We start from the raw sequence: 23190 nt of genomic DNA on the forward strand, positions 1-23190 counted from the left end.
AGGCGGTAAAGCAATAGAGGAGATGTAGTTAAAACAAGGTTTTTACCCTACGTAAAGAAGGCTTTTAGAAAAAGGAACAGGATGAGGCGATTATAGCTCTCCTATTCAAGTAAATCTTGAAGCTTGCCTGATAAGCTAAAAGGAGGATTTCATTATGTTATATATAAATGGAGAATGGGTTGAGGCAAGTAGCGGTGAAACGTATCCTGTCCTAAACCCTGCAACAGGGGAGCTTATCGAGGAAACAGCAAAAGGCGGAAAAAAAGACGCGGAAGCAGCAATAGTTGCTGCAAAGGAGGCATTGTCTGCCTGGTCGAAGCTAACTGCAAAGGACAGATATTTATATATAAAGAAGGCAGCAGATATCTTACGCTCTCGTGTTGATTCATTGTCGAGAACAATTACGATGGAAATGGGAAAACCGTTAGCTGAAAGTGCTGGTGAAGTACAGCTTGCTGCAGAATATCTTGATTGGTATGCAGAAGAAGGAAAACGTATATATGGTGATACCGTTCCATCTAGTTCACCGACGAAAAGAATTCTTGTCTTAAGACAGCCAATCGGCGTAGTTGGCGCGATTACACCTTGGAATTTTCCGATTGCCATGATCGCAAGAAAAATAGCCCCGGCACTTGCAGCAGGCTGTACGGTCGTGATAAAGCCAGCAGAGTCAACACCCTTGACTGCTATTGAAGTGTTAAAGGCATTTCATGATGCTGGATTGCCAAAGGGTGTGCTGAATCTTGTTCATGGTATGCCACAGGAAATTGGTGACGCTATGATGGAAAGCCCGGATGTTCGTAAAATTACATTCACAGGCTCAACAAAGGTTGGGAAGGAGCTTGCAAAGCGGGCAGCAGATACGATGAAAAAAATCTCCATGGAACTTGGTGGACATGCTCCATTCCTTATTTTTGAAGATGCGGATCTTGAAAAAGCGGCAGATGGAGTGATAGCAAGTAAATTCCGGAATGCTGGTCAAACTTGTGTTTGTACAAACCGTGTATATGTACAAAAGAATATTAGTGAGAGATTTGCAGACATCCTGACAGAAAAGATGTCAAAGCTTGTTGTTGGAAATGGTTTAGATACAGGTATTACAATTGGCCCGCTAATTAATGAAAATGCTGTGAAGAAGACAGTTGAACATGTCAGGGATTCCATTCAAAAAGGAGCAAAGCTGCTAGTAGGCGGTAAAAAGCCTGAAGGTGAACAATTCAAAAACGGCTACTTCTATGAACCGACTATCCTTGCACATGCAACACATGACATGAAAATAGCAACAGAGGAGACATTTGGTCCTGTTGCGCCTCTTTTTGATTTTGAAACAGAAGAGGAAGCAGTAGGACTTGCTAACAATACTGTATATGGGCTTGCTGCTTATTTCTATACGAACGATGTTTCCCGGATTTTCCGAGTTTCTGAAGGCTTAGAGTACGGCATTATTGGCATCAACGATCCTCTGCCAACAGTTGCACAAGCTCCATTTGGAGGCGTGAAGGAATCTGGGGTTGGCCGTGAAGGCGGTAAATATGGGATTGAGGATTATTTAGAATATAAATACTTGTCCCTTGAATTAAATATATAAATTTTTAAGCTGATTAAAAGACAATTGCAGCTTCCTTTGAAGAAGGCGATTGTCTTTAATTAGCTTGTTTTTGTTTTGTGACTTACAGGGATACAGATTTGCCTTTAACAAATACTAAAAAGGAGCATTGCTCAAAATCTTGTGACGAGAGGATGAATAGGATGGGTGTAGAATGGAATCCAGCTCGAAGTGCGCTTGTGATTGTGGATGTGCAAAATGATTATTGTCATAAAGACGGCAGTATAGCCAAGCAAGGATTGGATGTTTCAATGGCTGAACAAATGCTGCCAAATTTAAAACAAATGATACGTACATGCAAGGAAAACAACGTGCCGGTTATCTACATTCAGACAATTCATGAAGACAGCACCGATTCAAAAACCTGGGTGAAAAGATTAAAGAACAAAACCCAAAAGGATCTTTGCCGAAAGAATACATGGGGATCTGAATTTTTTCACTTGGCTCCAGAGGATGAGGATGTCATCGTTATAAAGCATCGTTACAGTGCTTTTATCAATACAAGATTTGACAGTGTTCTGCGTGCAATGGAGATTGATACATTGCTCATGGCAGGTGTAAGTACAAATATATGTGTGGAATCGACTGCACGGGATGGATTTATGCTCGACTATGATATTCTGTTATTGTCTGACTGCACAGGCGCTTTTACTCGTGAAGAGTATGACATGTCATTAAAGACAATTGATAAGTTCTTTGGGAGCGTAACAAGCTCTGCAGAAATTATGGAAAGCTTGAAGCGGGAAGTTCAGGTTTAACCGCTCATCCTTTCTGGTGACAGCTAAGAAGCAAGAAATAACCCACAAAGCAATTTGCTTTGTGGGGTACCTTACATAAGTTAGATTCTAAAACGTTTTACAACTGTCATCAGCTCTTCAGCCATGCCAGCCAATACTTGTGCAGAAGCCTTAATTTCCTCCATAGAAGCCAATTGTTCCTCGGTCGATGAAGCAACCTCTTCTGTATTACTGCCGTTAACCTTTGATAAGGAAGCAATCTCATCAGCGGATGCTGAAACACCCTGCACATATGAGGCGATTTGCTGGATTGTTGCAGTAACCTCTTTAATTTTTGGTGTAACAGATTGTGTGCTGTTCAGAATTTCGCCAAATGTATCAGCTGTTTCTGTTGAAATTTTGACACCATTCTCTGCTTGTGATTTTGCTTCGTTTAACAAATTCACTGATTCGGCAGTATCCTTTTGAATACCGCTCAATAGTCTGGAGATATCCTTTGCAGAAACTTGGGACTGCTCCGCAAGCTTACGCACTTCGTCTGCAACAACAGCGAAGCCTTTGCCATTTTCGCCTGCTCTTGCAGCCTCTATAGCAGCATTCAAGGCAAGGAGGTTCGTTTGTTCAGCAATATTGCTAATAATATCAATGATAGACCCAATTTCCTTCGATCTTTCTGATAATGATGCAATGACAGTGTTGGAACGATTAACGGAATCAGAGATAGATTCCATTTGTGCCAAGCTGCTGCTAATAGAATTAGAGCCTTTTGCAGCATTATCTGAAGCAGTTTTAGAAAGCTCGGAAACAGCCTCCGTATCCTTTTCAATTTTCAGGATTCCATCAAGAATATTAAATAAAGAGCTTGAGTTATCATCTGTTTTCGACATAGTAATCTCTGTTCCGCTGGCAATCTGCTGTATAGAAGAAGTAATATTTTCTGCGGCCCGTGCAGATTGGTCTGCACTTGCATTTAGCTGTTCTGCAGATGAAGCAACATGGTCTGCATTGCTTGCGATTTTCGTTATCATGTCTTTTAAGCTGTCTTGCATTTGTGTAAATGATTCATTTAAATGATATATTTCATCTTTATTTTTAAGCTGCATTGGTTCAGTATTTAAATCACCATCTGCAACCTTTTGCATTTTAGATTTAAGCTTGCTGATTGGCCTTACAATAAACAGTGATTGGATAACACCAGCAGCAATGGCTATAACAGTTGCTGCAATACTGATAATCAGAATGAACAATGTACGAAGCTGTGAATCTTCTTGAGCCGCCGTCATTTTCGGTTCTAAAATTTCATTATTAAGCCATGTTATTAAGGAGGTTGTTCTATCTGTCAGGTTGTTTGAAATCGGTTCAAGTGCATCCAGTCCGTCCGCAACCGCAGCTGCCTTGTTTGTGGACGAGCTTGAAAGGCTGTTCATGCTGGAATTAGCCTTCTGAAAGTAATCAGCGTTTAGCTCCTCGATTTGATTCAGTCTATCCTTAGTTTCTTTAAGTGTTGCAAGCTTTTTACCCTGTTCAACAAGGTTCTTAATATTGCTGTTTGCGCCGTTAAGCTGACTTTTTAACTCGGGAGTTTCATAAAGCATAAACCCTCTGTAGCTGGCTACCTGTGTTGCTGTATTTGTTTTGATTTGTTCACTGATTGAACGTAGCTCTTCAACGGTGTTTATAAGATAACCAAAGGATTCCTCCGTTTTCTTGGAGCTAGTGTAAGAGTAATAGGAAGCAATGCTGAAGATGAGCGAAACGATGATAAAGCTTCCGATAAGTTTTTGTCTAATGCTTATATTCATAACCTGTTCTTCTCCCTTTAAAATATGAAATCTGGGAAATGATAACAATCTAACCATCTTTAAATAAATTGGAAATAGACCGTTAGACACTTGTTTCATTTCTTTATTGTTCCTTCTATATCGGCAGAATTTCTGGAATATTAAGCCTTTTTTTAATCGGAAAAAACAAAATATACAGAAGTATAATATAGAAGGAATTTTTTTTTGACAGAAGGGGTATAGAAGAGCTATAGAGGGGGAGTGGGCTAAAAATGGCAAGAGATGTTACATTGTATTATTTTGAACCAAGTGGCTTTATTCCTAATAATCCAACATTCCCTGTTCTTCACTATAAGCAGGTATTCAAACATAATGAGCACAATATCGGCAAGATATTTCGCACTCATAATTGGCGTAACAGCTGGGTGGATGGGGTTTTTTCCTATCATCACTATCATAGTGATTCGCATGAGACGCTTGGTATAATGAAGGGATCTGCATTGTTGCAGCTTGGCGGCGAGCATGGCAGCAAAGTGATTCTTAACGCTGGCGATGTGTTGGTAATCCCAGCAGGAACAGGGCATAAAAAGCTGTCTGGCACACCAGATTTGCAGGTGCTTGGAGCATATCCAAATGGACAGCATTATAATACGAAAAGGGATACGGAGGAAGACTTTCTTCATTCAACGGAAGAAATTATAAATGCCCCATTTCCTCTTAAGGACCCTGTATTTGGTGCGCGGGGACCATTAACAGAAATTTGGAAAATAAATCAGGAGTAAATACCTAATTAATAAAAGGGAAAACAGTTGTTTATACCCCTGATTTCCCTTTACATAAATACATAATTTAGGTAATGTTAAGGTAGGCAAAAATATTATTCAAAGGTGGGAATCTGGCTATATGGTGTATCAAGATATAGTAGAAAAATGGGCTAGCTTTCAAGATTTAGAGTCAAACTTAAAAGCGCAATTACAAGAATTGCAAAAATCTGAAAAACAGCTCGAGGATAGCTTTTACAAGCATCTAGAATTTGGCACTGGCGGTATGCGCGGTGAACTTGGACCGGGAATTAACCGTATGAACATTTATACAGTGCGCAAGGCTGCCCAAGGATTGGGGAAATACATACAAGAACAAGGCAAAGAGGCAATGGAGCGCGGTGTAGCAGTTGCTTATGACTCTCGCCACCAATCACCAGAATTTGCTTTAGAAGTTGCAAAAGTAGTGGGCAAGCTTGGTATCAAATCTTATGTATTCGAAGAGCTTCGTCCAACCCCTGAGTTATCATATGCAGTGCGTCACCTCAATACATTTGCTGGTGTTGTTATCACTGCAAGCCATAATCCGCCTGAATATAATGGCTTTAAAGCATATGGAGAAGACGGGGGACAACTTCCTCCAGAAGCTGCAGATGTTATCATTAAATATGTGAACGCAGTAGAAAATGAGCTTACGATTGAAGTGCTTGAAGAAAAAGAGCTTTTAGATCAAGGCTTATTGACATATATAGGCGCAGACGTTGATGCAGCGTATGTGGAGCAATTGAAGACAATTCAGCTTAATAAGCTTCCAGAAGCTGAAGACTTAAAAATCGTCTTTACTCCATTACACGGTACGGCTAACAAACCAGTGCGTGCAGGACTGCAAGCGTTTGGTTTCGGCAATGTAACAGTTGTTAAAGAGCAAGAGCTGCCAGATGCTAACTTCTCAACAGTAAAGTCACCAAACCCGGAAGAGCATGCTGCATTTGAGATTGCTATCCGTTACGGAAAAGAAATCGATGCAGATATCCTTTTAGGAACAGATCCAGATGCAGACCGTCTTGGTGTTGCAGTGAAGGACTTGAATGGTGAGTATACGGTTCTTACAGGTAACCAGTTAGGAGCATTGATGCTGGAATACTTGCTTTCTGAGAAAAAAGCAAAAGGTATTCTTCCTGAAAATGGTATTGTTATCAAAACAATCGTAACATCTGAAATCGGCAGAACGATTGCAGAAGCTTACGGTATCCCGACACTTGACACATTGACTGGCTTTAAATTCATTGGAGAAAAAATCAAAGAATTTGAACAAACAAACCAGCATACTTTCCTATTCGGTTATGAGGAGAGCTATGGTTACTTGATCGGTGACTTTGTACGTGATAAAGATGCAGTCCAATCTGCTATTTTCGCGGCAGAGGTTGCAGCTTACTATAAAGCAAAAGGCATGACAATGTTTGAAGGCTTACTTGAAGTATTTGGTAAGTACGGCTTCTATCAAGAAGGACTTGAATCGTTAACACTTAAAGGTAAAGATGGTGCGGAACAAATTTCCTACATCATGGATACCTTCCGTCAAGATCCTATATCTGAAGTGAAAGGATTGCAAGTAGTTGCAATCGAAGATTATCAGACAAGCAAAAGAACAGAAAGCGTGAAGGAAATATTAATCGACCTTCCGAAATCTAATGTTATCAAGTACTATTTGGAAGATGGTTCTTGGTTCTGCCTACGTCCATCAGGAACAGAGCCAAAAGCTAAATTCTATTTCAGTGTTACTAGCCCATCTCTTGAAGAGAGCCAAGCGAAATTAGCTGAGCTGAAAGCTGGCGTGATGGATAAGGTACAAGCGGTTATCGCATCATACGAGCAATAAGAAGAAGCGGATAAAGCCCACAGGCTTTATCCGCTTTTTTTTGTAAAAAAGTAGATTGTTGATAGCTGAGATTTGCCTGTTATTACCCTTCCAAATTTAAATAATCTATAAAAGAAACATGAGTTTTCAATTAGCTAACTTTTGCGTTGTTTATGATTGACGATTTCTCAATTAGCTCCTTATTTAGTATGATGAGTTTGCTAGGAAGAAAGGGGTGATCCATTGGTAAATCAAGTGACATTAGTTGGAAGATTGACTCGTGATCCTGAATTAAAGCTGACTCAAGCAGGTACTTCTGTCACTAATATTACGCTTGCAGTTAAGCGGAGCTACAGAAATCAAGCAGGTGAGTATGAAGCAGATTTTATTTCATGCATCTTCTGGAACAAGGCAGCAGAACATATTGTACATTATTGTCATAAGGGTTTGTTAATTGCCATTATCGGCAGTATCCAGACAAGGAATTATGAAAATCAAGAAGGAAAAAGAATTTATGTAACGGAAGTCGCTGCTGAATACTTTCGGTTTTTAGAGCCGAAAAGGGAAGAAGAACAGCTCATTACCATTTAAATTTACTAAGATTAAAGTAGGAGGTGGCAAAATGAAGGGCAGTAGTGACAACATGTCTGATTTGCTTTCAGCTCTAATATCGATGCAAGCAAAAAATATTAAGCAAATGGAACAGCAAAATGTTCGTATTCGGCAATTAGAATTTATAATTCAAGAAGAATTCTCCAGAACGCAACGCTCCGTGCCAACACTCTAAATTAACTCTTTCCCAATTTAAGAAAAACAAACTATTTCCTCGTTACAAAAATCTACGGAAAACATAGTCACTTTCTATAGAGAATCAATCCAATTCCCCATATTCTCCTCACACTTAAAGCGTCCTGCAAGACGCTTTTTCTATTATATAAATATAATGCTATTTTTAGATTTATTCCTTTATTCTTAATTATAAAAATCTTTAATTGATATGGGAGAGAGTTATATGGTAGATTAGTATGGCTGGTATTTAGCAGTGCAAATTATATATGTAAATAGTATTTTATTTTGACAGGAGGGGTTTCTTTTGAGGATGCTTAAGGGTCCTTTCATCCATTTGCTCAGCTTCTTCTTCTTGCTTTGCTTGGCTGCGTTTCCTCTTGTTTTGTCTAGTGCAGAGGATGGAAATATTTTATTTAATTTCTTAGGCATGTTTGCCATTATAAAAACATTTATTACTGGGCTTTTTACAGGAGATGCTTATTATTTTATTCAGGGAGATCGGACTGTTTTTATATTTTCGGTGATAGGAGATAGTTTTGCTTCATCCTTTTATTACTTAATTATGGCAGGTGTAGTAGTGCTCACCCTTACCTTTCTGTTTGGAATTTGGTTTTGGAAGTTGAACGAGCGGTTTTTTGGTAAAATAATCAGCCTGTTGGGGATATTGCCCGATTTTATTCTGATATTGCTGCTGCAGCTTCTTGTTACGATAGTATATAAGAGCTTTGGAATTAAGCTTGCGAAGGTTGCTTCCTTTGATTCTGATAATATGGCTGTATTGCTGCCAGTTATCACATTAATAATAATTCCACTATTGTATGCAGTAAAAGCACTAAATGAAAAAACAAAGGATGTGCTGACACAGGATTATATCCTGACAGCGATTGCGAAGGGAATTAAGAAAAAGGACATTTATCTTTATCATGTAACAACAAATGTTACTCCATATTTAAAAGCAGATATGCATAAAGTGTTAGCAATCATGATCAGCAACCTGTTCATTGTGGAATATTTATTTAATTTGAACGGTATTACCGCTCTTTTCTTTCAGACACAAGCTTATTTTGGGTATCAATATAATTTGGTCATATTCTGTCTGGTTGCATTATTCCTTCTATATGGAGCAGTATTTTTATTATTGTACATGCTGATTATTCTGATAGAAAGGATCTTGAAATATGATTAAGTGGAATATACAGCTTGTTTCAGGAATTATTTTATTAGCCTTTTTTGTACTGATAGGACTTTTTGGTTCATACATTGCGCCATATCCTCCAGATTATAAGATGAAGGTTGGCTATATGGAGACTGATAATGGAACAGAATTTGTGGCACCGCCATTAGCGCCATCTAAGGAATTCCTGTTGGGAACAGACAAATGGGGAAAGGATATTCTCTCCCTTATTCTTCATGGTGCGAAATATACTGTATTTACAGTTTTAATCGTTGCAGCAGTCAGGCTACTAGCAGGAGGAATTGCTGGTGTCTTCGGCGGTTTGACAGCAAGCGGCAAAAAAAGAGGGAAGCAGGGGCGGATTACATTATTGACGAGCATACCACCGGTTATTCTTATCTACTTTATTATGCTTGGAATTAATATTAATCCAAGCCTGTCATCCTTTGCGCTCATTTTTATTCAAGGAGTGCTGATGGCCGCACTTGGTGTGCCTGGTGTATATAATGTTGTTTATTCTAAAACGGCGGAAATAAAAGAAAATCTATATATTATGGCCTCCGTAACCCTTGGCGGGAATAAAAGTCATCTTTTGAAAAAGCATATTTGGCCAATTCTTAAAGGTGATTTTATTATTTTGTATTTAAATGAAACGATTCAAGTGCTTCATTTAATGGGGCAATTGGCGATATTTAACTTGTTTTTCGGAGGAACGGAATTCCAGCCAGACTTCTCTATCTATCTGTCTATGACAAATGAATGGTCTGGATTAATTGGACAGTCACGCTCATTCCTGTCTTATTCTCAATGGATTCTTATCTATCCTCTTATAGCTTTTATTCTGTTTTTACTTTCTTTTTATCTTATTTCGCAAGGCTTAAGTCAACAAAGCAGAAAAAGCCATCGGAAAAATACTTATATTTAATAGTGTTGGTGATAGTTTATCCTGACGAAAACAAGGGAAAAGACTCCTATAATTATTAGGAGGGAATACACCATGAAAAAAGTTAGGAAGGCTATCATACCAGCAGCAGGACTTGGAACTAGATTTCTGCCTGCAACAAAAGCAATGCCAAAGGAAATGCTGCCAATCGTTGATAAGCCAACAATTCAGTACATAGTTGAAGAAGCAGTCGCTTCCGGAATTGAGGACATTATTATTGTTACTGGAAAGGGAAAAAGATCGATTGAGGATCATTTTGACAGTGCCAATGATTTGGAATGGAATCTTGAAGCGAAGGGTAAGGAGGATTTGCTGAATAAAGTCCGATTTGCCTCGAATTTAGCTGACATTCACTATATTCGCCAAAAGGAGCCCAAAGGACTAGGACATGCTGTTTGGTGTGCAAGAAACTTCATCGGTGATGAGCCATTTGCTGTACTGCTAGGAGATGATATTGTCCAAAGTGGTATCCCATGCTTAAAACAGCTCATTAATGAATTCGAGGAAACACAATCATCCATTATTGGTGTTCAGCAAGTTCCAAAAGAGGTAACAGACAGGTACGGTATTGTTGATCCTGGAGAAAATAAGGGCAGAAGATATCAAGTGAAAAACTTTGTGGAAAAACCTGAAAAAGGAACGGCACCCTCCAATTTAGCTATTCTTGGCAGATATATACTAACACCGGAAATTTTCATGTTCTTGGAAAAACAACAGACAGGTGCGGGCGGTGAAATTCAATTAACAGATGCCATTCAGCAGCTGAACCAAATTCAACGTGTGTTTGCATATGATTTTGAGGGTGAGCGATATGATGTCGGAGAAAAGCTAGGATTTGTAAAAACAACAATTGACTTTGCTTTGCAAAATGAGGAAATAAAAGATGAAGTGTTTAAGTTTCTGCATGATAGAATTTCGAAGATGAAGGATGAAAAAAGAATAGATGTGGAGCAGTATGGATAAAAAGCACAGAAACGTTTTACAGGGCAAACATTTCAAATCTGAAGTGTTTGTCTTATTTTACATAAACTGTGCTATGAATTTCACATATATCCATTAAAAATGTTTTTAAAAGAATTTTCAGAAAGTTAGGTTAAGCTATTTATCTGATTGTTTTTTATCTGAAAGAAATGAACTTACTTGTTTACTTGTAAGGCCTAAACGCTTTGCCTCAAGCACCAATTCTAACCATTCACTATCTAGTTCTGCTGGATCTCCAGTTTCTAGTTCTTTTACTGGTAACAAATTTAACACCGTAATAAAAACCTCCTTATATTCTCATAAGGTGACCCAGCCATCATAGCAGTAGAGCTGCCTTAGATCTGTAGCTTTGCGTCCCACTCTTTCAAATGGTTTGCCTTTATCTTGGATAATTTGTTTTGCTCGTTTCTCTTACTACAAGTTGAAAAGTCTTTTAAAAACATATATCTATTTTACCACTTTTTGTTCACAATTTAAAAGTCTTTAGCAGTGTAAAGTTTCGACAAATTCCAACAATATCAAGCTTCTAATGAAAGAAACTAGACGATAATTGTAACATTAGCTAATTTTCTATATAATGAAGCTACATTATGCAAGGCAGGAGACTGTAACAGATGGAAAAGACGTGGATGGGAAATATCGGGGTGAACGTGCTTCATACAAATGAAGCAATCGTCGAAGTCATAAATAAATTAAAGTATAAACATAAATCAAATGTATTCTTTCTAAATGACCATTGTTATAACTTGGCACAGAAGGATAAAAGCTATTTACATCTTCTTAATGATAGTGACTTTTTATTAAATGATGGCATTGGGATAGAAATAGGAGCAAAGCTGTTTGGATTTTCTTTTAAGGAAAACTTAAATGGGACCGATTTTATTCCAGCATTATTTGACAGGCTTAAAGAGGAAAAAGACAGACAATATAATGTCTATTTGCTTGGTGCAAAGCCTGGTGTTGCTAAAGCAGCTCTTGATAAGCTGCAGCAGCAATTTCCTCATTTAAAGTTTGTTGGAGAACAGCATGGTTATTTCGATGTGGACAGCAATGAAGCCATCATTACTGACATTAATAACAAACAAACCGATATACTACTTGTCGGCTTTGGTATGCCGATACAGGAAAAATGGATTGCTGATAATCGGGAAAAGCTGAACTGTACGCTTGCTTTTGCAGTCGGTGCTTTTTTAGACTTTTCATCAGGACAATCCGTCAGAGCTCCAGGAATATTTAGAAAGCTGCGGCTTGAATGGCTTTATCGTATGCTGAAGGAACCGAAAAGGTTGTGGAAGCGTAATTTGGTTGGTCACCTTGAATTCTTTTATTATGTTTTAAAAAATAGGAGAAAAAAATTAAATGCTGCAGACTAAGAGGCTGGGACATAATAATAAACTCTCATTCAAAACCGAACTATTTAATCGTTTATTGATTAATGGTTTGGTTTTTTATGTTTTCCATTTAATAAACAATAATTAAAAATCTTAGTGGAATGGAGCGAGTGGGTGTAGCGTAATGCAACGTTCTATTTAATAGCTGTAATCTATCTTATAATCCATGCTCCATTGTTTCGGAGGTAGATGTAATTATTTAACATTCATGTTTAGATAGGTAATATTTTGTTTTGCCTCATCCCCTTTTTTGATAGGGAAATTTGCACCTGTATAAAGTATGAAAAAAGGAAATTTTGCCAATGAAAATTTTTTTCTAACTGGCTATGTGCTAAAATGAAAATATACGGGTATTAATAGACTGTGAGAAAAAATAATGTAAATAAAGGGGATATAATATGATACTAGTAGTAGGCGGTGCCGGCTATATCGGCAGTCATCTAGTAAAAGAACTGGTGGAAAAAGAAGAGGTTATCGTCCTTGATAACTTGGCGACAGGCCATCAGGAATCTGTGGATGAAAGAGCAGTATTTATTAAAGGAGATTTAGGAAATGCGGAAGATTTAGAACCGATATTCTCTAAATATCCAATTAAAGCTGTCATGCATTTTGCTGCGTTCAGTCTTGTTGGTGAATCAGTGCAGGATCCATTTAAATACTATGAAAATAACGTTGCTAATACTTTAACATTGTTGAAAACGATGCTTAAATTTAATGTGAAAAACTTTATTTTTTCATCAACAGCAGCTACATACGGTATTCCTGAAGAAGAAATTATCTTAGAAAAATCCAATACAACTCCAATTAATCCTTATGGTCGCTCCAAGCTGATGGTAGAGCAAATCTTGGCTGATTTTCATGAGGCTTACGGGTTGAATTATGTTGTTTTTCGTTATTTTAATGCTGCAGGTGCTCATCAATCAGGAGAAATCGGTGAGAAGCATGACCCTGAAACACATTTGATTCCAATTATATTGCAGCATTTATTAGGTCAAAGAGAGTCTATTTCTGTTTTTGGAACAGACTATCCGACAGAGGATGGGACATGTATCCGCGATTACATCCATGTAACAGATTTGGCAGCTGCTCATATTAAGGGAGCTGAAGCACTATTGGATGGAAGCAAAAAGGCAGAAACGTATAATCTCGGAAATGGTGTAGGTTATTCTGTCAAAGAAGTTATTGAAACATGTGAAAATGTTACAGGCAAAAAGGCAAATGTTGTGTTAGCTGAAAGACGGGCAGGAGATCCTGCAAGACTTGTTGCTTCTTCAAATAAAATATATGAGGATCTTGGCTGGAAAGCAGAAAGAGGCTTAGAATCCATTATTCAAAGTGCTTGGGAATGGCATAAAAAAGCATGATGTTAAAGCGGAGAAATGCACCCTGCATTTCTTCGTTTTTTTCTTACATACAAAAAAGTGATCGGATGGTGTTGTCATATGAAAGTCAATAAAGTGCATCATATAGCTATTATTTGCAGTAATTATCAAGTATCTAAGTCCTTTTATGTCGATATTTTAGGGTTTAAACCGATTAGAGAAGTGTTTCGAGATGAGCGTAATTCATATAAACTCGACCTTATGGTAAACGATGTTTATCAGCTAGAACTATTCTCATTTCCTAATCCAAAGAAAAGGCCGAGTTATCCAGAAGCAGCAGGCTTGCGACATATCGCATTTGAGGTGGATGACATTGCTGAAACAGTATCTTATTTACAAAGTCAATCTATAGAAGTCGAAGATATTCGCCGTGATGAGTTTACAGATAAAAGATTTACATTTTTTGCGGATCCAGATGGACTGCCTATCGAAATTTATGAGAAATAACAGTATTCGAGTTTTATTTTGAACCCTTGAATTTAGAAAGAATGCTAAGTGTTTGCAAGATGAATTGCTTGTCCTGTGTAGTTAGTAGTCTCCAGCTTCCTGCTTTTATTTTCATGATTATCATCCTTTCATTGGGATTTTGTTTTTCATATAATACATATACCGCATTCGGTTGAATAAGAAACAACAAAAATATCAACAAATGCTGACAGTTTATTTCCCGAGAAATTTCAGGAAATTTCCTTATTCGAGTTTGTTTTGTATAATTTCGTCAAAAATTGGTTTGTGAGAGTGTGTAATTGCTTTTAATTTGTACGAGCTTTTAAAATGTTTTTAGTTGTGTAAGTGATGGTTTCATTTGAAAGGGAAGGTGTGCGTTGTAAATTTGTAGGGGTTACTATTACTTCTAACAACATCTTAACATAATAGTTTAAAAAACGACTGAAGAAAAATCTTCAGTCGTTTAACCATTTTGTTATTAGTGCGGCAACATTCTCACTTGCTTTGCCTGTGGAATATTCGTTCCAGCGCTTATGAAATGTTTCTACTCGTTTCAGATCATAGCTGTCTTTTTCCAAAATAATGGCCAATTCCTCTGTTGTATAGGCAACAGGTCCAGGGACGAGCTTTTCGTAATCTGTCCAAAATCCTCTGTCTTTTGCATAACTTTCAAGATCGTATGGGAAGAATACCATTGGTCTTCTCATAAAGGAATACTCAAAAGGGATAGAGGAATAATCTGTGATGAGCAGGTCTGTAATCAAAAGTAATTCATTTATATATGGATATTGTGATACATCATAGACAGTGCCATCCATTTCAGGTATATCTGCTTTTTCTTTAATGGAGGGGTGGAGTCTAATCAGCATAATAGTGTCATCACTGAGCTTCGTTTTTAATAATGGTAAATCTAGCTTGGCATTTGTAATCCCATTATTTCCGCCCCTAAAGGTTGGGGCATATAATACGATTTTTTTGTTTTCAAGCTGTGGGTACTCTTTGTATATTTTTTTGATTGTTTCGTTTTTGCGTGTCTCATCAAGGAAAATATCAGTACGAGGTATTCCTGTGTGAATGATTTGCTGCTCTTGGATGGAGAATGCTTCATGAAAAATAGTATCCATCTCATGTGAACCAGTTATTACATATTGAAACTGACTGTATACATCCTTGAATCGCTGATTTGCTTTGCTTGTCCGCGACTGAATACTCGAATCCTTTAAGCCGAACGTTTTAATGGCACCAGCAGCATGCCAGATTTGCAGCACTTTAACATTTGGCTTAAATCGAATGCTAGATAGAAAACCGAAATAATTATCAAGAACAACTACCTTTGCTGTTGCAAGATGCCGTATTCCTGTAAGGAAATGCAATGGCTTACGGGGTGTGAAATCAAGTACCTCACCAATTTGTTTTTCTTCCAGCAATTTTTTCGTTTGTGTTGTTGTTGCAAGAAAAATAGAGCGGCTATTTGCAGCGGTTTTTATTAGCTTTTCATTTATATCCAGCGTATTTTCTGGAAAAGACACACAAAAAACTATTTTCTTTTGTTGCTGGAATAGACTGCTAATCCGAAACAACAAAGAAAATAGCATTAAATAGAAGGAAATCGCAAGTTCCCTTATCATATTACTTAACCTTGAATAAATCCTTTTTGATTTTAGAAGTGGAAATTCCAACAGTCCTTGGCAGGTAAACAACTTCACAATGATCTTTCAAGAAGTCGAACTTGCCTTCCCAGTCATCTCCCATTACAAATACATCGATGTTGTGGTCGATAACGTCTGTAACCTTTTGATCCCAATGGTGTTCAGGAATTACTTCATCAACATAACGGATAGCTTCTAAAATCATTTTTCTGTTTTCATAGCTGTGGTAAGCCTTTTTATCTTTAATTGCATTAAACTCATCGCTAGAAAGAGCTACTGTCAAATGGTCGCCAAGCTCTTTTGCTCTTTTAAGAATATTGATATGACCCCAGTGCAATAAATCGAAGGTGCCATAAGTGATTACTTTTTTCATTTGTATCCTCCTATATGAAGTTCCCATAGTCGTTATAATAACAGCCAGTCATTCTGCTATATTATTGCATTGCAAGCAAATGTGCATGGATGGTTATCCAAGTTGTTTCTCATAGTTCTTAAATTTATGATATATTGTTTCCTAATTACCTTATTTTAAAACCTTTCCACCATTCTGACAAGTATTTCTATATTATTCGACAGCGTCTTTCACAAAAATGAAAAAACATTGAAAAATATGTCATAATAGCGGGTGGTTGTTATAGGACTTTATGTTTAAATGATGCCTGGCTTTAAAATTAGTTCATTTCATTGCGCTGCGCCCACTCGCTTTCCGCAGGGGAGGAAGATGAGCCTCCTCCGTCTGCGCCTGCGGGGTCTCATCCTTTCCTCTATTACCCTTAGTAGTCGATTGGACTCCGCTCCATTCCACTAAGAAATATTCGAATAGATATAAAAAATAATGAAAAAACCGAACTAATAGGCACGATGGCTAAAGTAGTTCGGTTTTATTATCAGGATATAATATAGCTTTCCAGCCTAGAGTGTATTACTTAACTGATAAATGGTCTTTCAAAGCTGTTTGAATTTTTGTTTTTTCTGCATCATCTACGAGTAAATACCAAATACCGTCAATTTTCTGACCTGTACCATTAATTGTAAATTGCTCAATATTTCCGGCAGCTTGTTTATAATTTTTTTGAATATTTACCATTTCATCAAATGTAAGGTTCGTTTTAATATTTTTACTTAAAGCATCAAAAATATCGTCGAAGTTCGTTAATGAATTAAGACTCGCACCTTCCTTTAGCACAGCTTGGATGATCATGCGCTGTCTTAGCTGACGTCCGAAGTCTCCGCGAGGGTCCTCATAACGCATCCGGGAGAATTTAAGAGCTTTTTCTCCGTTAAGGGTAACCTCTCCTTTTGGGAAATGAACACCTTCATACGTGAAATCAAGGTCATTATTTACAGTGACTCCGCCGACAGAATCAACTATATCCTTAAAACCTTCCATATTGATTTGCATATAATAATCAATAGGTATGTCTAGGAAGTTTTCGACAGTGTCCATAGACATTGCCACACCACCAAATGCATAAGCGTGATTTATCTTATCTGTTGTTCCATGGCCAACAATTTCTGTACGTGTATCACGAGGAATGCTGAGCATTTTTACAGATTTTTTCTCTGGGTTAACGGTCATAACAATCATTGTATCTGATCTTCCACTGTCTCCGTCGCGTTCATCGACACCGAGCATTAATACGGAGAAAGGCTCCTGTTGCTCTAAATTTAACGTTTCTGTCCGTTTTGTTGTTTCTCTGTCAACAGGCTTGTGCATTGAATCCACGGCATTTGAAAGGGAATTAAAAACAGTATATACGTAAGCACCGATTCCTATTAAGAGAATCAGCAATATAATGCCGGTGATTCGCAGCCATTTTCGTTTTTTCTTTTTCGGTTTTTCCGATCTCATGTTCTGCTATAACCTCCATAACTTGACAATTTTTGATAAAACTACTTTTAAGATAGCAGAAAAGACCTGGTTTGAATATAAAATTCAGCAAATTTATTATATTAATAATTGTTTATAGAAGGGATGTGTTGCTTCAATAGGCTGAAAATGAGTTTATCTATTGTGTATGAATTAGATATGCCGCTTTTTTGTATACTAATAAAGGTATAAACTAAAATAGTAACTTTTGCCCTGTCTGTAATCGGTGGACAATAAATAATATTGCATTTAAAATAGAGGTAAGATAGGAATTATTTGGAGGTAAATACATGTCTAAAGTTAGAAAAGCGATAATACCAGCTGCAGGTCTTGGAACTAGATTTTTGCCGGCTACAAAAGCAATGCCAAAGGAAATGCTACCAATTGTTGACAAACCGACTATCCAATACATTGTTGAAGAAGCGGTTGCTTCAGGCATCGAAGACATTATCATTGTTACTGGAAAAGGGAAAAGAGCAATCGAGGACCATTTCGATAATGCATGGGAATTGGAAGAGAACTTAGTTGCAAAAGAGAAGTTTGACCTTCTCGATAAAGTAAAAGAATCATCCAATGTAGACATTCACTATATCCGCCAAAAGGAACCAAAAGGTTTAGGACATGCTGTATGGTGTGCAAGAAACTTCATTGGTGATGAGCCGTTTGCCGTGTTGTTAGGTGATGACATTGTGGACAGTGACGATCCATGTTTAGGTCAATTAATGTCCCAATACGATGAAACATTATCTTCTGTTATTGGTGTACAGGTTGTACCTGATGCAGAAACACATCGCTATGGTATCGTTGATCCAATTGAAGGATCTGGAAGAAGACACCAAGTGAAAAAATTCGTGGAGAAACCAAAGCAAGGCACAGCTCCATCTAATTTGGCAATTATCGGCCGCTATATTTTCACTCCGGAAATTTTCCGATTCTTAGAAGAACAAGAAGTAGGCGCAGGCGGCGAAATTCAGCTGACAGATGCAATCGAAAAGCTGAACCAAATCCAAAGAGTGTTTGCTTATGAGTTTGAAGGCAATAGATATGATGTTGGGGAGCAATTGGGCTTTATCCAAACAACAATCGAGCTTGCTTTAAAGCGTGATGATATTAAAGATAAATTGGAAGTATATTTGAAAGACCTTGTTGGAAACATGCAGGACGAGCCTGTTAATAATAAATAAAGAGGCTGGGACATAAGTATGTGAACCAGCATAAAGACCGAACTATTTAATCAACTATTGATTAAATAGTTCGGTTTTTTTGTTTTTAGTTTTAATGCGATAATTAGAAATCTTAGTGCAGCGCAATGAAACGAACTAACTTTAACTCAAAATGCTATTTAGACACAACCTTCATTTTTCAAATTTAGATGTAATTTTATTATTCGTGTTTAGAAAGGTTATCTTTTGATTTGTCCCAGCCTCTTTTTATACGAAGATTACTAAAAAGAGGAATTGATTCCAAGTATTTTCAGCTAATGCTATTAAACAAAACGCCTATCTACTCGATATTAATAGTATATTAAACTATTAAAACAATTGAGGTGTATGGTTATAAAAAAATTACTGAGCAAGAAGGCTGCCTTTTTGGTGTTTTTTTCTATTTTTGGACTGTTATTAATTAACCCTGAGCATAAACTAGCAGCGGATACAGGCTGGTCAGGGGATTTTTATAATAATACCAATCTATCTGAAACGGGAATCTCTGTACAATTTCCAAGTCTCCACTTGAATTGGGGCTATGATAAGCCTATGAGTGGTGTTAATGCAAATAATTTTTCAGCGTCATTTACAACGAAGCTGAATGTGCAAGAAAGCCAGCGCGATTATTTTCTCCAAACCTTTGCAGATGACGGTGTCAGAATGTATGTGGATGATAAGCTATCAATTGATAGCTGGAGCAAATCTGGCCAAACCATTTCGAAACCAATCAATCTGACTGCTGGTGTTCATAATGTCAAAACAGAGTATAGTGAGGCAGGAGGCAAAGCGATCCTGTTTTCTGATGTGCTGCCTTTTGACAGCTGGGTTGGTTATTTGTACAATAACACGACAAAAAAAGGTGCTCCAGAGGATGCGCTTCTATATACACCTACTAGTAACAGCGATTTGTCTTTTAACTATGGCTATAATGCACCTGGTGCAAAAAATATCGGCAGTAACAATTTTTCGATGAAGCTTTACACATACAAAAAGCTTGCTGCAGGGCAGTATGTTATTCATACAAAATCTGACGATGCTATTCAAATTTTTATAGATAATAAGAAGGTGTTAGAGAAAACAAGTCCAGGAGAGGAACAAATTATCGTCGATGTGGCTAACTCCTCGCAAGGAAGCACCCATGCTATTAGAGTGGAATATGTGGAGAAAACAGGGAAAAGCTATCTAGACTTTTCCATTACACCTGTGAAGGAAGAGCTGGCTGAAAGCTCATGGCTTGCCGCTTATTATAACAGTACAACTGCTGCGGGAATCGGCAATGTATATGGAGGCAACAGCAGCACAAGCAAAATCAGCAATGTGTTTTATAACTGGAAAACTGCTGCACCGAACACTAAGACAGCGAAGGATAATTTTTCTGCTTCCTATTATAAACTATTGAATAAAGGTGATTACTTTGTTCATACAATTGCTGATGATGGAATAAGTGCGACTATTAATGGACAACCATTATTTAATCGCTGGTCATCCTCCTCAGGTAAAGAGAATAAGGCAGTGATTCCAAATCTGCAGTCTGCAGGTATACTGAAAATCAACTATTTAGAAAAGACTGGCGGTGCGTTTGTTAGTGCAGATGTGCTTCCGTATGGACAGTGGCTAGGTTATTATTATGCAAATACTAGTTTAAAAGGAGTCCCTGCTAACAAAAAAATCATCAAGGGCGATGGAAACGGGGCATTCAGCTTTGATGCTGGCACTGGCGCTCCTGCTGCGGGTGTTCCAGTTAATAATTATACGGCCCAGTTTATTACTGCAATGAAGCTGACTGCAGGTGATTATGTACTTCGTTATAGTGCAGATGATGGTATACGAGTTTATGTTGATGATAAGCTAGTGCTGGACAAATGGACTAGCTCCAATTCTTCTGAAAACACAGTGAAAATCAATATAAATGATATAGCGACAACAGATGCCGCTAAAAAGGATGTTCACTGGATTAAAGTTCAATATCTAGAGAAAAGCGGGAAGTCAAAGCTTAACTTCGACATAAAACCATTACAGCAATCAGTGACGACAAGTGATTGGCTTAATGTGTTTTATCCAAACAAAACGCTGACAGGAACTGGAACAGTAATTGGCGGGAAATACGCTAAGACAAAAATCAGTTCAATTCAGTATAAATGGAATAAAAATGCGCCTCTTGCGGGTATTCCTGCAGATGGCTTTTCGGCATCCTTCTTGAAAAAAATAACTGGAGGTCAAGATTACTTTGTTTCAACATTTGCAGACGATGGCATGCGGGTGAAGGTAGACAACAAATCTGTTATCAATCGCTGGAGTAACTCAGGCGGTGTATATAACAATGGATTAATTACAAGCTTGAGCTCTGGCGAACATGTTATCCAGGCTGATTATTATGATAATACTGGCAGTGCCTATGCTTATGCAGATGTACAGCCATTAGGAAACTGGATTGCCTATTATTATAACAATACGACACTGACAGGAGCACCGGTGGCATCTAAGGGTGTTAATAACAGTAACAGCATGACATTGACTCAGAATTTTGGAACAGCAGCACCGGCAGCTTCTGTTAATGCAGACGGATTTTCGGCGAAATATGTGACTGCGAAAAGAATCGAAGCTGGGGAGTATGTTATTCGTGGTCTTTCTGATGACGGTATTCAAGTATTTATTGATGGACAACCAGTCATTGATCAATGGAATAACGGCTCTTACAGAGAGAAGGCTACAAAGGTAAAGATTGCTGATACGAAGGACGGTAATATTCATTGGATAAAAGTGCGTTATTACGATAATAAGGGAACAGCGAAATTCGAGCTTTCTTTTGTCCCATATACTGCTGAAAATCTAGTCAACAGCACTGGCTGGTATGCAGAATATTATCCGAAAATTATCGGTGCTGATGAGACTCCTGCTTATACTTTGTCTGACAATGTTCAACCAGTTGTCATCGGCGGACAGAATTCGATTAACAAAATAACAGCTGTTAATTTCGATTGGGGAACAGGATCGCCAGCAAGCACACTTGGTACAGATAAATTCTCTGCCATTTACAGAAAGACAGTGGAAATAACAGAGGATGGATTGTACAACTTTACGGTCCAAGCAGATGATGGAGTCATTCTGGAAATCGATGGTGAAAGAGTGATAAATTCATGGGAAAGCACCTCAAGCGGCAAGCGCGAAGTTACTGGCTATAAGCTTGCGAAGGGGACACATGAATTTGTCCTAAAATATTATGATAATACTGGTAAAGCATCTGTTAGCTTTGAAATGAAGAAAACAAAAGCTGTCTATACAGCATATGATTACTTAAATTATTCGTTGGCTGACGCAGCTGCTATTCAAGCTAGTAAATCTGCCCAAACTGATAAGAAGTATAAAGCATATGTCAGAGAGGATGTCTTCTCTTATATAAGCAGCTACAGTGGTTACGGGTTGATTAATAGTGGCAGCTGGAATGTGAGAGGTGGAGCTAGCCTAAATGATTGGATAATTGGCAAGTTCTCAACAGGAGATAAAGTAACCATTTTGTCAAAAACAGCTAAGGACAGTAGCGGGTATTACTGGTATGAAGTAGACTTCTACAAATACTATGATGAAATAGCTGCAGCAACGACTGACATGCCTGCCCAATACAGACTATCTTACAATTATTGGGTTAATGCTGGTCCTGCAGACATCCAATATTATTTGAATCCGGATAATTTCATGAGTGATGAAAAGCAGAAGCTGCAGTTCTTGAAGCTTTCAGCAAGTGCAAGCTTAAATGAGGCAGAGGTAAACGCAAAAATTCTTGTCGGAAAAGGGATCTTCGCAGAAAAGGCGAGCTCGTTTATAGAGGCAGGCAAACAGTATGGAATAAATGAAATTTACTTGATTTCCCATGCATTGCTGGAAACAGGCAATGGTTTTTCAGAGCTGGCAACTGGAGTTACCGTTTCTAGTGTTGACGGTAAGGCAGTTGAACCGATGAAGGTTTATAATATGTACGGAATAGGAGCATATGATGCTTCGCCAACACAAAGCGGATCTGAATATGCATACAAGCATGGCTGGACAACCCCAGAAAAAGCTATTATCGGCGGAGCAGAGTTCATCGGCAAAAATTATATTAATAATGCCACATACCAACAAGACACACTTTATAAAATGAGATGGAATTCCAATAATCCAGGAGTGCATCAATACGCAACAGATATAGGGTGGGCAAGTAAACAAGTGAATCGCATGAAATCCTTGTATGATTTGCTTGATTCCTATGAAATGTACTTTGAAATTCCGATATATAAATGATAACGGAGCCAGCACGAATTGGAGTGCTGGCTTTTACTTGTTTTCAAAGCATATAAGTTTTAAAATGGTCTTCATAGAAAAAAAGGGATTTTGCTTTGTTCGAACCCCTGTAGGAGAAATTAGTTTCTGTAGGCTTTTAGTGAATTGATCCAAAAGTAAAAACAATAGATTTTAAAGAAGGCTTTATACTGTTTGACAGCACATAAATAAAGGTAAGAATTAGGTCGGAATTCCTAGAAAAATCAAAAGTAAAATTACTTATTTTTGCTTGCTTGCTCCATAATGATAGGTTAATGTTTAAGAAAATCTGCAAAATGTGTATAATAATAAAATGGTTA

At 37.7% G+C, this 23190-nt stretch carries 19 protein-coding genes and 1 riboswitch; of the genes, 14 read left to right on the plus strand and 5 right to left on the minus strand.

The window, feature by feature from the left end; all coding sequences use genetic code 11:
• Positions 1 to 154 precede the first annotated feature (154 nt).
• Positions 155 to 1588: an NAD-dependent succinate-semialdehyde dehydrogenase gene (locus NQZ71_RS04565; protein ID WP_317011418.1), complete on the plus strand. Its 1434-nt coding sequence runs from the start codon at positions 155 to 157 to the stop codon at positions 1586 to 1588.
• 161 nt (positions 1589 to 1749) lie between these two features.
• Positions 1750 to 2364, plus strand: a complete 615-nt coding sequence (locus tag NQZ71_RS04570; RefSeq protein ID WP_317011419.1) for a cysteine hydrolase family protein — start codon at positions 1750 to 1752, stop codon at positions 2362 to 2364.
• Positions 2365 to 2444: 80 nt separating this feature from the next.
• On the opposite strand, the gene NQZ71_RS04575 is transcribed toward NQZ71_RS04570, so the two are convergent.
• Positions 2445 to 4145 carry a methyl-accepting chemotaxis protein gene (locus NQZ71_RS04575; RefSeq protein WP_317011420.1) on the minus strand — a complete coding sequence of 567 codons (1701 nt, stop codon included), beginning with the start codon at positions 4143 to 4145 and terminating at the stop codon, positions 2445 to 2447.
• A 251-nt stretch (positions 4146 to 4396) separates the two neighbouring features.
• On the opposite strand from NQZ71_RS04575, the gene NQZ71_RS04580 reads away from it, so the two are divergent.
• The 7 genes from NQZ71_RS04580 to galU (NQZ71_RS04610) all read left to right on the plus strand — a co-directional run bounded on the left by NQZ71_RS04580 (position 4397) and on the right by galU (NQZ71_RS04610) (position 10612).
• Positions 4397 to 4906, plus strand: a complete 510-nt coding sequence (locus NQZ71_RS04580) for a cupin domain-containing protein (RefSeq protein WP_317011421.1) — start codon at positions 4397 to 4399, stop codon at positions 4904 to 4906.
• Positions 4907 to 5027: 121 nt separating this feature from the next.
• The gene (locus NQZ71_RS04585; RefSeq protein WP_260055595.1) at positions 5028 to 6764 is read left to right on the plus strand and encodes a phospho-sugar mutase; all 1737 of its coding nucleotides are present in this window, start codon (positions 5028 to 5030) and stop codon (positions 6762 to 6764) included.
• 222 nt (positions 6765 to 6986) lie between these two features.
• Complete coding sequence (ssb, locus tag NQZ71_RS04590; protein WP_144453917.1) at positions 6987 to 7334, plus strand: single-stranded DNA-binding protein; 348 nt, start codon at positions 6987 to 6989, stop codon at positions 7332 to 7334.
• A gap of 31 nt (positions 7335 to 7365) precedes the next feature.
• On the plus strand, positions 7366 to 7530 hold the full coding sequence (locus tag NQZ71_RS04595; RefSeq protein ID WP_275008510.1) for a hypothetical protein: 165 nt from the start codon (positions 7366 to 7368) through the stop codon (positions 7528 to 7530).
• Between the two features lie 312 nt (positions 7531 to 7842).
• The gene (locus NQZ71_RS04600; RefSeq protein ID WP_275008530.1) at positions 7843 to 8718 is read left to right on the plus strand and encodes an ABC transporter permease subunit; all 876 of its coding nucleotides are present in this window, start codon (positions 7843 to 7845) and stop codon (positions 8716 to 8718) included.
• The gene (locus NQZ71_RS04605; protein WP_275008511.1) at positions 8711 to 9631 is read left to right on the plus strand and encodes an ABC transporter permease; all 921 of its coding nucleotides are present in this window, start codon (positions 8711 to 8713) and stop codon (positions 9629 to 9631) included. Before NQZ71_RS04600 ends, NQZ71_RS04605 begins: the two co-directional genes overlap by 8 nt.
• A gap of 72 nt (positions 9632 to 9703) precedes the next feature.
• Entirely contained in the window at positions 9704 to 10612 is a 909-nt protein-coding gene (gene galU, locus NQZ71_RS04610) for a UTP--glucose-1-phosphate uridylyltransferase GalU (protein ID WP_317011422.1), read from the plus strand.
• A 135-nt stretch (positions 10613 to 10747) separates the two neighbouring features.
• Here galU (NQZ71_RS04610) and NQZ71_RS04615 read toward each other — a convergent pair whose 3' ends face one another.
• Positions 10748 to 10903, minus strand: coding sequence for an anti-repressor SinI family protein (locus tag NQZ71_RS04615; protein WP_260055598.1), 156 nt, complete (start codon positions 10901 to 10903; stop codon positions 10748 to 10750).
• A 27-nt stretch (positions 10904 to 10930) separates the two neighbouring features.
• Positions 10931 to 11018, minus strand: a riboswitch (cyclic di-GMP riboswitch).
• A gap of 226 nt (positions 11019 to 11244) precedes the next feature.
• Between NQZ71_RS04615 and NQZ71_RS04620 the strand changes: the two genes are divergently transcribed.
• The 3 genes from NQZ71_RS04620 to gloA2 all read left to right on the plus strand — a co-directional run bounded on the left by NQZ71_RS04620 (position 11245) and on the right by gloA2 (position 13850).
• Positions 11245 to 12003, plus strand: a complete 759-nt coding sequence (locus NQZ71_RS04620) for a WecB/TagA/CpsF family glycosyltransferase (RefSeq protein ID WP_317011423.1) — start codon at positions 11245 to 11247, stop codon at positions 12001 to 12003.
• 416 nt (positions 12004 to 12419) lie between these two features.
• Complete coding sequence (gene galE / locus NQZ71_RS04625) at positions 12420 to 13385, plus strand: UDP-glucose 4-epimerase GalE (RefSeq protein WP_144453909.1); 966 nt, start codon at positions 12420 to 12422, stop codon at positions 13383 to 13385.
• Positions 13386 to 13463: 78 nt separating this feature from the next.
• Complete coding sequence (gene gloA2, locus NQZ71_RS04630; protein ID WP_260055599.1) at positions 13464 to 13850, plus strand: SMU1112c/YaeR family gloxylase I-like metalloprotein; 387 nt, start codon at positions 13464 to 13466, stop codon at positions 13848 to 13850.
• A 455-nt stretch (positions 13851 to 14305) separates the two neighbouring features.
• On the opposite strand, the gene NQZ71_RS04635 is transcribed toward gloA2, so the two are convergent.
• The 3 genes from NQZ71_RS04635 to tagU form a co-directional block, all read right to left on the minus strand.
• Positions 14306 to 15478, minus strand: coding sequence for a CDP-glycerol glycerophosphotransferase family protein (locus NQZ71_RS04635; RefSeq protein WP_144453905.1), 1173 nt, complete (start codon positions 15476 to 15478; stop codon positions 14306 to 14308).
• A 1-nt stretch (position 15479) separates the two neighbouring features.
• Positions 15480 to 15872 carry a glycerol-3-phosphate cytidylyltransferase gene (tagD, locus tag NQZ71_RS04640; protein ID WP_144453904.1) on the minus strand — a complete coding sequence of 131 codons (393 nt, stop codon included), beginning with the start codon at positions 15870 to 15872 and terminating at the stop codon, positions 15480 to 15482.
• A gap of 549 nt (positions 15873 to 16421) precedes the next feature.
• On the minus strand, positions 16422 to 17351 hold the full coding sequence (gene tagU, locus NQZ71_RS04645) for a polyisoprenyl-teichoic acid--peptidoglycan teichoic acid transferase TagU (RefSeq protein WP_144453902.1): 930 nt from the start codon (positions 17349 to 17351) through the stop codon (positions 16422 to 16424).
• Between the two features lie 308 nt (positions 17352 to 17659).
• Between tagU and galU (NQZ71_RS04650) the strand changes: the two genes are divergently transcribed.
• Together galU (NQZ71_RS04650) and NQZ71_RS04655 are read left to right on the plus strand one after the other, a co-directional pair.
• Positions 17660 to 18553 carry a UTP--glucose-1-phosphate uridylyltransferase GalU gene (gene galU / locus NQZ71_RS04650; protein WP_260055601.1) on the plus strand — a complete coding sequence of 298 codons (894 nt, stop codon included), beginning with the start codon at positions 17660 to 17662 and terminating at the stop codon, positions 18551 to 18553.
• A gap of 408 nt (positions 18554 to 18961) precedes the next feature.
• A complete protein-coding gene (locus NQZ71_RS04655; RefSeq protein WP_317011727.1) occupies positions 18962 to 22852 on the plus strand; it encodes a PA14 domain-containing protein in 3891 nt (1296 codons plus the stop codon).
• Positions 22853 to 23190: the final 338 nt, after the last annotated feature.

This window comes from Niallia taxi, assembly GCF_032818155.1.
GTDB classification, from domain to species: Bacteria; Bacillota; Bacilli; order Bacillales; family Cytobacillaceae; genus Niallia; species Niallia taxi_A.